The sequence below is a fragment of the Pseudomonas mandelii genome (genome assembly GCF_006438925.1).
In the GTDB taxonomy this organism is placed as follows: Bacteria; Pseudomonadota; Gammaproteobacteria; order Pseudomonadales; family Pseudomonadaceae; genus Aquipseudomonas; species Aquipseudomonas mandelii_C.
On record NZ_RCZA01000004.1, the window covers coordinates 471,010 to 484,950 of the forward strand.

The 13,941-nt window shown below is 47.4% G+C and carries 11 protein-coding genes; 5 read left to right on the top strand and 6 right to left on the bottom strand.

Annotated features, from left to right (window positions below; all coding sequences use genetic code 11):
- Positions 1–465: 465 nt before the first annotated feature.
- Positions 466–786, top strand: a complete 321-nt coding sequence (locus tag EAH74_RS12250; RefSeq protein ID WP_140678660.1) for a hypothetical protein — start codon at positions 466–468, stop codon at positions 784–786.
- A gap of 19 nt (positions 787–805) precedes the next feature.
- Here the strand turns inward: EAH74_RS12250 and EAH74_RS12255 are convergent, their stop codons facing one another.
- Together EAH74_RS12255 and EAH74_RS12260 are read right to left on the bottom strand one after the other, a co-directional pair.
- The gene (locus EAH74_RS12255) at positions 806–1,090 is read right to left on the bottom strand and encodes a hypothetical protein (RefSeq protein ID WP_140678662.1); all 285 of its coding nucleotides are present in this window, start codon (positions 1,088–1,090) and stop codon (positions 806–808) included.
- Between the two features lie 116 nt (positions 1,091–1,206).
- Positions 1,207–2,220 (bottom strand): SLAC1 anion channel family protein, encoded by a 1,014-nt coding sequence (locus EAH74_RS12260; protein WP_140678664.1) that lies wholly within the window; start codon positions 2,218–2,220, stop codon positions 1,207–1,209.
- A gap of 529 nt (positions 2,221–2,749) precedes the next feature.
- Here EAH74_RS12260 and EAH74_RS12265 point away from each other — a divergent pair.
- The 3 genes from EAH74_RS12265 (at position 2,750) to EAH74_RS12275 (ending at position 5,342) form a co-directional block, all read left to right on the top strand.
- Positions 2,750–3,310, top strand: coding sequence for a hypothetical protein (locus EAH74_RS12265; RefSeq protein ID WP_140678666.1), 561 nt, complete (start codon positions 2,750–2,752; stop codon positions 3,308–3,310).
- Positions 3,307–4,014, top strand: a complete 708-nt coding sequence (locus EAH74_RS12270) for a hypothetical protein (RefSeq protein WP_140678668.1) — start codon at positions 3,307–3,309, stop codon at positions 4,012–4,014. Before EAH74_RS12265 ends, EAH74_RS12270 begins: the two co-directional genes overlap by 4 nt.
- A gap of 374 nt (positions 4,015–4,388) precedes the next feature.
- A complete protein-coding gene (locus tag EAH74_RS12275; RefSeq protein WP_140678670.1) occupies positions 4,389–5,342 on the top strand; it encodes a LysR substrate-binding domain-containing protein in 954 nt (317 codons plus the stop codon).
- A 119-nt stretch (positions 5,343–5,461) separates the two neighbouring features.
- On the opposite strand, the gene EAH74_RS12280 is transcribed toward EAH74_RS12275, so the two are convergent.
- Genes EAH74_RS12280 through EAH74_RS12295 form a run of 4 tightly spaced genes read right to left on the bottom strand, consistent with a single transcriptional unit; the run spans position 5,462 to position 11,917 of the window.
- Positions 5,462–6,856, bottom strand: a complete 1,395-nt coding sequence (locus EAH74_RS12280) for a tyrosine-type recombinase/integrase (RefSeq protein ID WP_140678672.1) — start codon at positions 6,854–6,856, stop codon at positions 5,462–5,464.
- Complete coding sequence (locus EAH74_RS12285; RefSeq protein WP_140678674.1) at positions 6,853–7,368, bottom strand: hypothetical protein; 516 nt, start codon at positions 7,366–7,368, stop codon at positions 6,853–6,855. The genes EAH74_RS12280 and EAH74_RS12285 overlap by 4 nt, the downstream gene beginning before the upstream one ends.
- On the bottom strand, positions 7,365–9,674 hold the full coding sequence (locus EAH74_RS12290) for a hypothetical protein (RefSeq protein ID WP_140678676.1): 2,310 nt from the start codon (positions 9,672–9,674) through the stop codon (positions 7,365–7,367). Before EAH74_RS12290 ends, EAH74_RS12285 begins: the two co-directional genes overlap by 4 nt.
- A gap of 14 nt (positions 9,675–9,688) precedes the next feature.
- Positions 9,689–11,917 carry a hypothetical protein gene (locus EAH74_RS12295; RefSeq protein WP_140678678.1) on the bottom strand — a complete coding sequence of 743 codons (2,229 nt, stop codon included), beginning with the start codon at positions 11,915–11,917 and terminating at the stop codon, positions 9,689–9,691.
- 1,314 nt (positions 11,918–13,231) lie between these two features.
- Between EAH74_RS12295 and EAH74_RS12300 the strand changes: the two genes are divergently transcribed.
- A complete protein-coding gene (locus tag EAH74_RS12300; RefSeq protein ID WP_140678680.1) occupies positions 13,232–13,843 on the top strand; it encodes an FMN-dependent NADH-azoreductase in 612 nt (203 codons plus the stop codon).
- The last annotated feature ends 98 nt before the right edge of the window (positions 13,844–13,941 follow it).

The following is a 13,941-nucleotide window of genomic DNA, read 5'->3' on the forward strand; positions in this document are numbered from 1 at the left end:
TAGGCGGACCTGAGATTGGAGTTGTAGAATGAATTTACATCATAGCCCGAAGTGTTGAAAGCCTGATCTAGCGTGATCTCCTCAATATCAGCGACAGTCACCGAAGAATCGAATTTTTATCTATAACGCACTCTACGGTCAGGCTGTGGAGCCGGTTCGATCCTGAGGTGCGCCGGTGGAAATGACTGTGTACGCGAGATCTGAACGCTGATTGCGGGTGGGAAAGGTCGATCTTAAGCGTCTCTATTTTATGCAAACGCGACGTCTGTAGATGTTCGCCTTGCTAGTCAAAAGCCCTTCAGTTTGTCCCGGATGAGTCGGGCGCCTTCAAGCACTGAGGAATCTGCCCGGTTAATCTCGGGCAAGGACACAAGTAGAAAACGTTGAGATCTATGCTCTTGTTCGATGGCGGATGCTAAAATTTCACTCAGACTCTGTAGTGGCCATGAGGAGGTAGCGGGACGTATGAAAGAAATGTTGAGCGAAGAAGAGATGCGTCAGGCGTTATTCGGCACAGCTAGTGAGCCTACAACATCCGAAACTCCAGACTCGTCTGTAACTTCAGATCACCAGCATGTATCAAAATCTCGAAAGGCTCCAGCGTCGCTTACTCCGAAGTTGAGAGTGACTCTTCGTGTTACAAGGGATTTTGAAGGCGCTACTGAGCTGTTTACTTACGATGCGAATACATTGAGTACCCTTATCGCCGAGCAGGAAGCAAAGGCTGAGGCGAAGAAGAAAAAATTTAAGTATTTTGAATTGATCTCAATCAAGCCTATCGAATGACACATTTTCCTTCTCGATACTATGAAGGCATATCCTCGTTATTTTCCTTGCGCTTCGTCTTGAGGTGGTCTTCGCAAATGAAAGGGCGACTTCGGCCAAATTGAGCGGCGATTTTCACAAACATTTTGTTGAATTTGGCATCTACGAGCACTTTCTCTTCTGGGCTCAGTGCTTCATATTCCGCGCGCGACGCGCTCCTTTGAAATGCCAGGCGATCCTTGCTCAATGCTTTGATCTTCACCATATGCTCGAAGTCAGGTGGTCCCTGGTCGAGATCGCCATGGTCGGAGGTAGTTTTACTCATGGGGCGCCCAATGGTTTGTCTGATATGGCACGTCGACGTAACGACCGAATTCTTAGAATAGTGCATTGCTGCTAGGTAGGGCAGTGCGAGGGGGGGTAAGAAGGCTTATTTAGCTTTCAGTTCGCAGCGAGGTCCCCGGTCAGCGTGCGCAATTCGCCTCGGACGATGCCGAGCAACGTCCGTGCAAACAATCCGAGAATCACGCTGGAGGCCAGGGTAAGCAAAAATATTGCAATACCGTTGGCGTATTCGTTTTGCGCATACGCTGCGTAACGCAGTGCAGCAGAAGCCGATGACGCTAACGGAAAGCTGACAGACCACCACACCACCCGGAATGGACAGCAGCCCGCCAATCTCCACAGACGCCCCAGCACAACCGCCAGCAAAAAGAGCATCAACATGAGCAACGCTTCGGCGAACGCGTCAATTTGCCCGATGGTCGTGACGTAAGAGGAGAATCCGACTGCGAATGGTGCGACAACAATCATCAGGGACGGCTGCAATGTCGTCGGCATTGGCGCCTCGAACATCAAACGCGAAAAAATCATCGTAAATAACGGTATCGCGAAGAACAACCCGACGGCGAGCGAAAAAATCATAACGCCATGCATCGATTGGAAGTGCAGCGCTGGGATCGCAAGCGGCACGTTGATCATGCCAACTACTGGGATAATCCATGCTGGGGTTGTGTGTTCGATACGCATCTTTACGCTCATCCAACGATTGACGATCAACCAGGCAAAAAGCGTCATTCCGACCGTACCCAATACCCAAACAATGCGCGCCAGTTGAAGGTTTATTTCGACCAGCAAAATGGGCAGCAGTAAAAGGCTTATCAGCGGTGTGCCGAAGAGGCTGCCTGCGATGGGATGGTTGAATTCGGCTCGGACTAAGTCGAAGCTGCTCCATACCTTGACTGCATAGCCAATTACCAAGCCTACGAAGCCCAGCATGGCTGCATAGCCTATATATTCGCCAACCCACTGTGGAGTACCGAAATAGGCATGCGCTATGCGCCATCCCAAGGCCAAGCTGCTGAGGGCCATGATGGAGCCAAACAGTGCCACCGGCAGATATCCCATCGCCCCAATTTTGATATCGATTTCTTGTGAAGTCCCAGCGGTGCTCATACCGTTACCTGCTCTCGTGATGAGGGCTATTCGCGTTGAAAAGAATTATTTGGCCTTCCTCAACCTTGCAGCTTCATAGCTCTGAATCGACCGTATTTTGCAGATAGTGGAGATCTATGCTTCCGATGGCTGAAACCGATACGGTAAAAATCCACAGAAACGCCTTCTTGGAGCGAAGGCCGGAGCACCAGATAATCCCAAAAATGAGTGTTGGGACCATGACCTAACCCTAGACGACTGGATGATCATCGTGATCGCTGTCCGCGTTGAAGCGGCGCTGAGAGCCTTAAACCAATGAGCCTGCGCGTGTGCTGAATCGAGTGGTGCGCCAGGTTATTTGTGGAAGAGGTATTTTCACGCCACAGCCTGGCGTTATCTGAGGCTGGCTCCGATAGAGCCCGGAAAATTTCTTGGGCCTTTTCAGCCGAATTCGATTTCCACTATGGAGGCCTAAAGACATCTCTTCACCGGACGATAGAGAGCAGTCAGCGCATGTAAATGACGGCCCTCCATCAAGGATTAACGAAACTTGGATCTCACTATTGTCACCTCAATTATCGCTCCTGCATCAGCACTTCTGGGCGTCGCTCTGGCATCAAGAAGCCAGTTGCGGACAGTGCGGGAGGCCCAGGCTGCCCAATTTCATGTGGAAACCATGAAGCTAAATGCTTCTGTCAAGGAGAAGCACCGGGCTGAGGTCATCGCCAATTACATTGAGGTCCACAAAGCGCTCAGCTATCTCACTCGTGAATATTCCTTCACTTCAATGGATATCATGGTAAGAGCTGGGATCAGCGAGGAAAAATTTGATCGCAAGTATCTTATTTCATGTGAAAGGTTGGACGGGGCTCGCGCTTTAGTAGAGATGCACTTTGCAGAAATATTTAAACCCGTAGATGAAATTTACGCGCAGATGAATATTTTCTGGGGGAACTTCAAAGAGGCTTTAAATAAAATTAAAGCAGAAAAAGCTTACGCTGAATATGAAGCTGTCATCGACAAAGCTAGGCAATCCTCGCTGGCAATCACTGAATGTGCCCAGATTGCTAAACGCAAACTCAATGGTCTAGCAAGTGAGATTGTGAATTGAACGTCAAGCGACAGAAGCTTCAGCAAAAAACGAAAGCCCCAAGTTGTGCGCCAAACATGCCGAGAATTAAACTTTGGTCCTTGCTCTATGTACTGGTCAGCTTTGCTTTTTTGCATTTGTTTGTAATGCTGGCAAAGTATACGTTCAATGTGCTGCATTTATTTGATGTGTCAAGGGTCTTTTTAACGATGCTAGGCATTGTGACGATCACAAGTATTACTGCGATTTTTGTTAACTTTTTATTTTTGAAGTATCAAAAATCTGGGAGTGGCAAGGTTTGGGTTACGCATCGAATGTCAGAAGAGGTTGCAAATAAAAAGTTAGCTTTGGGGGTGCTTACCCCTTACACATCTGCTAGAGACTTGGAAAAACAATGGTTCATCAACATACTTGATGGGAAAATCCCATGTACTTGGGTCTCCGTTGGAAGGCCAAATGATGTCTCCGATATATTGGTGGGAAACCGCGATAAAGCGAATTGGGCGATTGCAATTTGTTTCCAGATACCTGCGGAGCGATTACGCACCCCACCTATCCTTTTCAAACACTATTTCGGCCTGTACCAACAACGCCTGCTCGGAGAGGTGGATCTCGCCTGCGGGTACGAACTCTATGATCGGACCGGTAAGCATTGGGAGCTGCTGGGCCACAAAGAAGCTGAGACTCAATCTCCTACGCGAAAGGTGCAAGAAAAGGCTGAATAGCTCCCAATGAAATCTCCTCGTGGGTTTGGTGTTTTGACCATGCCCACTTGGCTTTGAGCGTTCCAAGCGTAATGCGGTTGTGCTAACCAATCTGACGGCTTTTTGCCAGAGGATGGGTAATAGCTCATGAGGGGGGGCGGCTATTGACTCATTCCGATTTGTTACGGCTCGCAACCGCTGTAAATCAGGTGCCAGACGCCCCAATTTCATGACCGGCAAGAGGCGGGCTCGTGTGGCCAGTTTCCGTCAGGGTTTGTTGTAGCACGGCTAGAGTTGTCATCAATGATCAGATGGCTGCTGGGTTCTCGTAGAAAACCCGTCTGTCCCTCTGCGATGATAAAGTCCTGCGTCCTCGAACCCGAGTAAATGATCCCGTGTACGACTTCAACGATTTGTATTTCTTTGTCCAGGTGGTCGACCACGAGGGATTTACCGCTGCTAGCCGAAAGCTAGGCGTGCCAAAGTCAAAGCTCAGCAGGCGTATTGGGCAGCTGGAGGAGCGCTTAGGAGTACGGTTGATACAGCGTTCGACACGCAAATTCACGGTGACGGATATTGGTCAAGACTACTATCGGCACTGCCTGGCGATGCTTGTTGAAGCTGATGCTGCGGAGCAGGTTGTTGCGCATTCACGATCTGAGCCTCAAGGAATTGTGCGGATCAGTTGCCCTCCCGCCTTGGGAGCCATGGGCGTAAGCGACACAATCGCAAAATTCATGGTGCTGCACCCCAAGGTACAGGTACAGATCGATAGCACCAATCGCAGGGTGGATGTATTAGGGGAGGGTTATGACATTGCTCTTCGTGTTCGCTTTCCACCACTTGAGGACGCGAATTTGGTGATGCGGGTTTTTGGCGACAGCCACCAAAAGCTAGTGGCTTGCCCATCGCTGGTTGCAGGAATGCACCTGGAGACCCCTGCGGATCTAGCTGGGCTGCCGAGCATGGATTTAGGCCCGCCTAATCGTGAGCACCGATGGACGTTTATAGGGCCAGGAGAAACATCAATTGATGTCATTCATACTCCGCGATTTGTAACCTCGGATCTCGATGCCTTACGCCGCGCGGCCATTCAAGGTGTGGGAGTGGTTCAGATGCCAGAAATCATGGTGAGGCATGCTCTGGACGATGGCCGTCTAGTTGAGATACTGCCAATGTGTCCTCCTCCAAGTGGATTGATCCATGCGGTATTCCCTTCCAGGAGAGGATTACTGCCTTCTGTTCGAGGACTGATTGATCTGCTAGCGGAGGATTTTGGAGCAAATGCTGAGGCGGATCGGTTGGCGTGTGAGAAGGCTGGGAAAATTCATCCATTGAATGGCAAATAAAGTAGTGGTAGGGAGCAGTCGCCTAAGCGACGCTCCCTAGCATGAAGTTCTCAAGTATAGTGATTTAGGCTTTAAACGTGATGGCATGATTCGCATCTGAAGGACGCAGTGCGCAAAAACTATTCGCGGCTGGTGCTTGGTGGGTGCTGCTTCGCATTACTTCTCAATAGTCTCATTGCGGCTATATACTCTTCCTGGTCAATAACGCCGCGATCTAGATCATCTAGAAGATTATCAGTGTATTTTACGAATTCCATAGCGGCGTTAATCAAAAGCGCATTGGCAGTCGTAGAGTCTTCTTGCGTGATCTCCCTACAGGCAAGATGAATATAACGCTCCAACGACTCTACGCTTATATGACCAACCCATTCTTGAATTTTATGTTTGAATCCGGATATATCCAAAAGGGCACGTCGAAAGGCATCCTGGTTATCGAAATTAAATTGCATGATAAGCATTTTCAATTTGTTAGTGATAAAACGGTGACGGAAAAGATGGGCGTGCGCGGGCTCATCAATGTTTGCCGTTGTCTTTAGATCATGGATTTCATTTGGGATGGAGAATGGGCTAAGCGGGGCGCCCGTTAAATGATTGATGAGCATCACATCGTGATCTTTGGAGTGTCCATGTTTTTTCACCATAACCAGTTTTCTTGTGGTTTTGATGTAGTCGATCCAAATTGCAATGACTGCTCTAGGGACCGGAACAAATCTGAAATGGTTCACACGTCGTTTCAACGTGATGAGCCTTACAAGAGGGTTTGCGTCGGTTGAGTTAAAGGCTTTGATAACGTCAGACACGAGTAAAGCTGCGACTTCGCTACGCCGTGCACCAGTGTGCTCGAAAACTGAAATGAGTACTTTTGATCTTCTGGCAAAACCCCTCGGTCTCAATTCAGCCGCTTGATAAAGCTTATTGATTGAATTATCGCTAATTGGATACCGACGATGCTCGGGCTCGGGAGTTGGTAGTATCGGATGATACCATCTTAAGCCGCGAGCTTTATACTTCAGCTCCTTCGGCAAGTCTTTGTCTACTCTTATTGCTTTGATAATACCTTTCTTGGCGATGAAGTCGGTGTGGTTATGCAACTCGCCGACATGATTAAGGAAATCTAACGTTGTGGATCCAATTGACCTAATGACATTCGATGACCTTGCCTCCGCGCCGTTAGGTGTGCGCTTTGCCGAAAGGCCCAGTATGAATGCTTCATATCTTGTATTTGTCATTTCAATAGGTTTAATGTTGTTATAGTGGAGGTATCTTATGATTTCGGAAAGATCAAAAGCATTTTGTCCTAAGGTGCCCCCTTTTTCTCTAAGAGAGACATTAGAGTTACGAAATTTTTCTACCAGCCAAGAATTTGCTTCGACGCAATATTGCCCGTTCGGATAATAAATTGTCGGTAGGCCTCCGGCTTTTTTAAAGTATAATTCTTTGCCATCCGTATGAATTCCTACAGCTAATTGCGCAGTATTTGGCAATAAGGTGTGTAACTGCTCTATTGTGTTCATTGTCCGCCTCCAACGAGTTGAAAAATAGAAGTGATTTCGCGCATGCGCCGTTTCCAATAATTCGGTTTATTCGGAATGGAGTCGTCATGAGCTAGCTGATATGAAAGATCGCGCAAGTCTTGAAGTACGATTTGCATTTGCGCAAAGCTTGTCTCCAGTCTCTGCAAGCGCATTTTTTGACTTTTGTTTTCCACGGCCACAACACGACGAGATTTGGTTTTTTGTTTTTTTTGCGGAGTGGAAGCTTGTGATAGTCGAACTTTTGCTAGTTTTCGCAATCGATCAACTTCTGTAAACCCACCAAGAATGGTGTTGGCTGCAACGCGCTTGAATGTATTTGGTGCGCATTTTTTTATATTCAGACTCTCATCCTCAAACGCACACATAGTATGAATCGTATGGGTCATCGCCTCCCACTTACCATCAGAAATATATTGCTCAGGGCTTTCTGTTATATGGGTAAGAAGGCGATGAACGTTATCTACGGATGATAAATATTTTTCGCCCCTCATGTTAGATTCTCGCTCAGTTTGATAAATAGTTTGAACGTCTTAACGTCACCATCGACCGGGTCGCGATACGTAAAAAACTCAGGCTGCAAATCAATGAATTTAGCGTCGAGCATTTTTGCTACTTCTTGAAATATCAATGACTGACGAGTGAAGTAGTCGGCTGTTTCTGATGCGCTGAAGATTTTTTCTGCTATTAGTTCTTCATAATCCGCGCTGAATTCTTCAGTGGTTTTCAAGAGGATGTCGCTACTTTGAAATTTTTCCAATAAGTAAGCCTTAACCGAATTTAGCCCCGCGATACCGTTGATACCCGACAGTAGTTCTTCGGTAATTCGCTGAGCTTTGGCTTCCAAAAGTACAGCGCCAGGGACTGTATCTGAAATATAGTGATAGGCGTGTTCTGGGTCGGAATGACCGAGTAAGTGCTGAATAATCTCAATGCGACCATGCTGGTCAGCATGATAAAATGCGAGGGCGCAAAACCTTCTGAGTTGGTGCTGTCGCACATAATACCTGTGCGGCACTCCATTTAACTCTATGGTGGGTGTTTCGAAATAGTCGCAAACAGTATCTATTACGTCATTATATGAGGTGGGTGTTAGGTCGCTGAACGCGAGGTTGCGATGGAGCGCTTTTTTTAGCAACTGACCTTGATTTGATACCAAATTCATTTTCGCCAATTCATTATGGAACTTAATGAAATCCCATATCATTTTTGCGATATTGTGAGTAATTCCGATCAGCGCTATCTCTTTAACGCCCCGTGCACCCGTTTTCCGTGCGAAATATCTCATGCAGTAGGCTATATCTTCGTTTCCAGGAACATTCGGGTCTACCATCGGCTCTAAGCAATCACCGACATCCAAATCGAGTATTTCGCCTTGCCTTTTACTAGTAAGGCTTCCGACAATTACTTGGAAACAACCTAATGTGATGCGATACATTTCGTATAGAGACTCGTTGGCGCGCAGCGACAATAAGTAGGCGCTCTGATCAGAGTATTTATCCCTAGCAATCCATGTGCTCGGGCGCAGCGAGTCGGCCGTATCACAAGGTATTTGTGATGCAATCGCAGCATCATAGGCTGCATATCGCTGTTTCTTTAAGCGTTGAAGAGATTCTTTGTTTTTGAAAAAACAGATTACGCGTGAGAACACACTGCGTGCATTGTCGGTGTAGTATTGAAAACAATCGCCAAGAAGTTTGATTACCATTTTGTGTGGGAGGGTATTGTATCTCCCTTTTTCTTTCGGGGTTTGTACATAGCTAAACACATCAGATGCTCTGATCGCTGACAAACCACTTGGGTTTATGCCGCGATCTGAATAGTGTGCAGCTACCACGCATATTTTTTTGAGCACCAGCAAGGCATGATTTATCTCGTACAAGGACGTTCCATCAATCGCTGACTTCGCAACCGGGACCCCTGGATATTCTCGCCTCGGAATATCTGTCATTCGGAGATCTTCTACCGTTCGAAATTTTAGGCTTCTTCCGTACAATGTATTTTTGTAGGCAATCTGCTGAAAGGATGATGGGTTGAAGAAAGCATTCCCATCTCTCAAGGAGTATTGCTTTCTTGATTTAATCCAAACGCGAGCCTTAAGTAATTGCGTTTCATCAAGGTCAAGAACTCTGTCCTGAACAGATGGAAGATTTCTAAGGTAAGGCCACTGCTTGAGCCCTTCTGTGTACTCGGTTTCGCTCAGGGTTTCGATATTTGCTTTCAGCCACTGTGATAGACGTTGAGGGTAGCTATACACCCTATCGCTCGTAGGGGTGCCAAGCGTGGTATTAAGATAACTTTTGATGTCAGATAACGTAACCAGGCTAAGGCGATTGTTCGCCACGTCAAATTGATCGTCATTCAAAATTATCCAGTCGATGAATTGCAGCGCGGAAATAAACTTCGTCTGTTCATACTCAGGAGTCTTGCGAGTTTGGCTGTTATAGCGCGGATGGTTTTGCACCACGAGAAAGACTTTAATCCAATACAGAGTATCGCTATGTTGTCCGTCAGTCAGAAGCGAGCCATCAGACAATTGAATGTTGAAGTCAACCTCAATGCATGGGCGTTTGTCGCCAAAAAAATTCACGTACCAAATATTGGAATGAAAATTCGATCCCTTCACAAGCCATTTGGGAGCGTTGATTAGAGTTTCGTGACTGGCGATGCCCGACATTTCGCGAATTGCTTTTCTGCGATAGTAAAAAGGTTGTTTCTTTGCAAGCTCCATGGCGGCTACTAAATCACTCACCTGGGGTTGTGCTATGGAGGTCTCATTTGCGGCTTTTGCGCGTACCATATGCTGTTGCCCCGTTAGAATTGGTGGGAAGTCATTAGTTGGGTAAGTTTTCTTGCCATAGACGGTACGACTTTCGCTGACTCAAAGATTTTGATGACGTCAGCGGAGCAGGCACGTAGTTGATCCTCCTTGTGCATTGCAACAGTCTTTTCGACAAACGCTATCGTCTGCGTCCACGTCGCGGCCTCTTTGCAAAGCTCGATGTCTTGATGGGCTAGATCGCGAATAACTTGACCCATGGTGACCAACACATCACAAAGTTGCGGGGTGATAGGAATTACGATCTGCGTCTTCTGCACCGCATCATCTTGCTCTATCGGCAGCCCATGGGTGCCCATCTCAAGATAAGGAGGGAGCGGTTTCAGGCCATGGTTTTCGAAGAATTCATCAATGTCTTCCATTGTTTTGGCGCCCATGACTTCATCCATGCATGGCCGGCCGCGCACAGCTTCATAGGTAATGGCGGTTTGAAAGATCCGAATCCACCTGTTAAAGAAAAACAGGCGAAGCTCTTTCGGCAGATATGACTCGATCAATTTGAGAGAGAAGGTGAGATGTCCGAGAGCCTCAGACATAGCACGGATACGACCAGTGTCGATGTAAATTTTGACGCCCGCAGTAGAGCGAATAGATTTTGGGTTAATTCGCTTGGCAACATCAATACCCAATTTATCGATAAGCATTTTTACAAAGAGTTCGTCCCGAGCATTGTTAAAAAGCTGCGGGAGATTTGTTACTCTGTATGGGCGGCTTACGCCATTGGAGCCAATTAACAAATATCGATACTGGTCGTCACCAGCATCTTTCAAGAACTGTCTAGCCTGTGCTGTGATCGCAATGATGTCTTCGAAAAGAGCTTTGGATTTCGGAGTTAGGTGGCATTCTTGTTGCGCATGCACTACGCCCCTGCGGTTTTTGAAGCTGATCACAACCCTGCCGTCATTCAAAAAATTTGATAGCTTTCCGTGCTTGTCATAGATCGTGAAATTTAAAAGCCAGCCAGGAGTAATGAATGGGTGCTCCATGATAAGAAGGTAGATGAATGGGAGTAGTAATCTGGTGGTCAGAAGCATCAATTCAAGATTTAACGAGGTATCTATACCAAATAGTTGTCGTCTGACATTTTTGTAATCTGACGACTCGCTGTCCAGCGTATAACCATAGTGCTGCCATGTTGCACAACGATTTATATAGAGGCGTCTCTGGGTAGTAGAATGTTCAGCATTGCTGATTGTGCCAATCTTAGAGGCCTCTATTCGATTGTTGAAGCCTTCCATGGTTCTGCGGCGCTCAACTTCGCAACACTCTTTCAGCGTTTCGTAGTCGGAAGTGATTTTCTTAAATACCAATTCTGCTGTTTGGTTGTCAGATAGATGCAAAGGCAGAGGGGTTAATAAGCTAACTAAGTTTTCACTGTCTGTTTTTAGCTTGCCAGTAAGCGAGTTCTTGGCATAACCTGCATAAAGGTCATACAGGGACTCTGAGACCAACCCTCTTCCAATAATAGCGGCTTGGAAAACTCGCTTCGTAATAGACCAGTTGCGTTGAAAAGCCGTTGGTGATGGCGAGGGGGTATTTTTCATATAATCAACAAAGCTGATTTCGTACATTTCTTCGAATGCTTCATTGACTTCCAATGGATCGCTGAGGATTTCGAGATATTCACCGTCTGGATATATCACATACAACAAATCGAAGATAACGTGAAGGGAGGTAATCTCTGAGTTCAAAGTTGTCCCGGTCAGGGTGCGAGCATATTTAACCAGCTGACGGTACCAATAGTCAGTATGAGTCTTGCCGTACTGTATTTGGAACTGCACCATATTCAAGTAAATCTGACGACCATCCTTGCTGCGCAACGGCCAGGCTTCGTAGTAGGTTAGAAGGGATCGGTCTTTCTTACATGCCGCATAAAGCCAGAAGGTGTGCTCGCGATACTCATCGCTCATTCCTAAATGATATTTACACTCTGGTTGATCAATGAAACGTGGAAGCTGGCAGGCGTTTCTGAAGTACGATTCTGCGGTAGCACGGCTTAGGTTAAACTCAGTATCGATAAAGCCATAAAATCCCTCTAATGACTCCTTGGAAAAGTAATCCTCCTCCGGGCATTCGATGATTTGCGTGTAAGCATAATAAAGATGAGTCGTGCGGATGTATTTATCTACTTCCTTTTTGGGGGTGAAAGCCGATTTGATAATTTCAACTAGACGAAGGAAGAAACCCATAATAGGAAATTTCATAACCTGTCTTACGTCCAACATAACTTATCCCTCAAGGATTTCGAGTCGCTGGTTGCTTGCGTGATAAAAAGCAGGCGCGAGAGAGCGCGATTGAAAGTACGATGCTTCCAATTTTATGTATGGATTGCTGCCTTGGTTTGGTAGGTTCTAAGTATCCATGATTTCAATCAGCTCACCATCAAGTGGTAACTTAGGATATATACCAATCTTTGTTGAAATCAAGTGGATTTTGATTTGGTTCGTATTGATTGCTTATATAATAACAAATAAACCCCACTGGCATTGCTGGCGTTATTAATAGTTACTTATTATATTTTTTTGGTCTTGTTGATTGATTTAACTAGAGTTTATTTTTGTACAAAAAATACAAAGCTCGTATTTTTGGGGAATGCCTTGCACTTTTTCGCTTTGGCTACTTTCGAAAAAAATTCTCGATATCAGTACCTTCAGCCTGCTTATGGAGCCTCTCGCAGCTAATGGCGGCTGCGTCTCTACCGGTCATTTGGAGAGGTTCCCATCAATGGCCATCACGGCTGCCTCCTGGACGCAAACGTGTTACCCCGCGCTCGATCTAGGGAATAACAGCAGCCGAGACCTTTGGGCCCACTGAGATCGCTTTGGACAGAAGCTTCATATGAATGGATGCCTAGCAGGGTAATGCGGCCGTCGGATCTGCGAGCGGGCACTGCGATTGGGTGGCGATGCTGAGCGTGGGGGGGGCAAGCCTGCTACGGGGGCGAGAATCCGCGGGTGTCGATCTAGGAGGTGGAGAGGGCTTGCATGGACAGCACGGCTATGTGATTGGGGCGGCGCCTAGCCAGACCTCTTGCTGCACCAGTCCCTCAATTGCCAGACGAATCAGCCTCGGGTGTTTAGGATCTAATCGGCTTAGCTAAAAAAGAGGGGGAGTAACTTCTGTCTGCCTTAAGAGGACCAGGCAGTATGAGCGACGTGAACGATCAGGGAGCGTTAAGGACATTCGAGTGGAGCAGATAAGGCCCTCCAATCTAAGTTCTCCCTGTGCCTCCACAGATACGAATACCTTGATGCTCAGTGCACTCCCCATGTGATTACTTTGGTTTCATTTGATGGAAGAGCATTATGGTGAGGGGGAGGCGGGGTATCTGAAATTGATCATTTTGACGGGTGAATTGGTGCTTCTAACAAAACATTGAGGTCTTGCATGGTGGGAGCTCAACTGTTCTATCAGTGGGACGAACTATCGCATTGTTGCAGTCTAATCAGCTATTGGTTTCGCCTGTAGGATTCTCCCCATCAGATCGCTTCGTAGCGATCCTCACCTGGAGATCCCACATGAAACTGCTGCATATCGATTCGAGCATTCTTGGTGACAACTCGGCTTCCCGTCAGCTGAGCAGCGAAGTCGTTAAAGCCTGGCAAACTGCCGAGCCGACTGCCGTGGTGACCTACCGCGACCTGGCCGCCGATGCCATCAGCCATTTCTCCGCGACAACCCTGGTTGCCGCCGGCACCACCGCTGAACTGCGTAACGCCGCGCAGCAACACGAAGCCGAGCTGAGCGCCACCACCCTGGCCGAATTCCTCGCCGCCGATGCCGTGGTGATTGCAGCTCCGATGTACAACTTCACTATCCCGACCCAACTCAAGGCCTGGATCGACCGCATCGCCGTTGCCGGTCAGACCTTCCATTACACCGAAGCCGGCCCTGAAGGCCTGTGCGGTGGCAAGAAAGTCGTCATCGTATCGACTTCCGGCGGTCTGCATGCCGGTCAGGCCACTGGCGTTGCTCACGAAGAGTACTTGAAGGTGCTGTTCGGCTTCCTCGGTATCACTGACATCGAGTTCGTCCGTGCCCATGGTCTTGCCTACGGTGACGAAGTCCGCACCAAAGCCATGAGCGACGCTCACACGCAAATCAGCGAGCAGTTGTTCGCCGCTGCGTAAGGCGTGTGTAAAGAAAATCAAACAGCTCGAGCAACATCCAAAAAACTCTGTATTCTGATCACGCAAGTGCCAGATACGGAGTTTTTTGTTTCTGGCTG

Bases quoted from the DNA above. Each gene is read 5' to 3' on its own strand.
- EAH74_RS12250 (WP_140678660.1), top strand. From the start codon at position 466: ATGAAAGAAATGTTGAGCGAAGAAGAGATGCGTCAGGCGTTATTCGGC.
- EAH74_RS12255 (WP_140678662.1), bottom strand. From the start codon at position 1,090: ATGAGTAAAACTACCTCCGACCATGGCGATCTCGACCAGGGACCACCT.
- EAH74_RS12260 (WP_140678664.1), bottom strand. From the start codon at position 2,220: ATGAGCACCGCTGGGACTTCACAAGAAATCGATATCAAAATTGGGGCG.
- EAH74_RS12280 (WP_140678672.1), bottom strand. From the start codon at position 6,856: ATGAACACAATAGAGCAGTTACACACCTTATTGCCAAATACTGCGCAA.
- EAH74_RS12285 (WP_140678674.1), bottom strand. From the start codon at position 7,368: ATGAGGGGCGAAAAATATTTATCATCCGTAGATAACGTTCATCGCCTT.
- EAH74_RS12290 (WP_140678676.1), bottom strand. From the start codon at position 9,674: ATGGTACGCGCAAAAGCCGCAAATGAGACCTCCATAGCACAACCCCAG.
- EAH74_RS12295 (WP_140678678.1), bottom strand. From the start codon at position 11,917: ATGAAATTTCCTATTATGGGTTTCTTCCTTCGTCTAGTTGAAATTATC.
- EAH74_RS12300 (WP_140678680.1), top strand. From the start codon at position 13,232: ATGAAACTGCTGCATATCGATTCGAGCATTCTTGGTGACAACTCGGCT.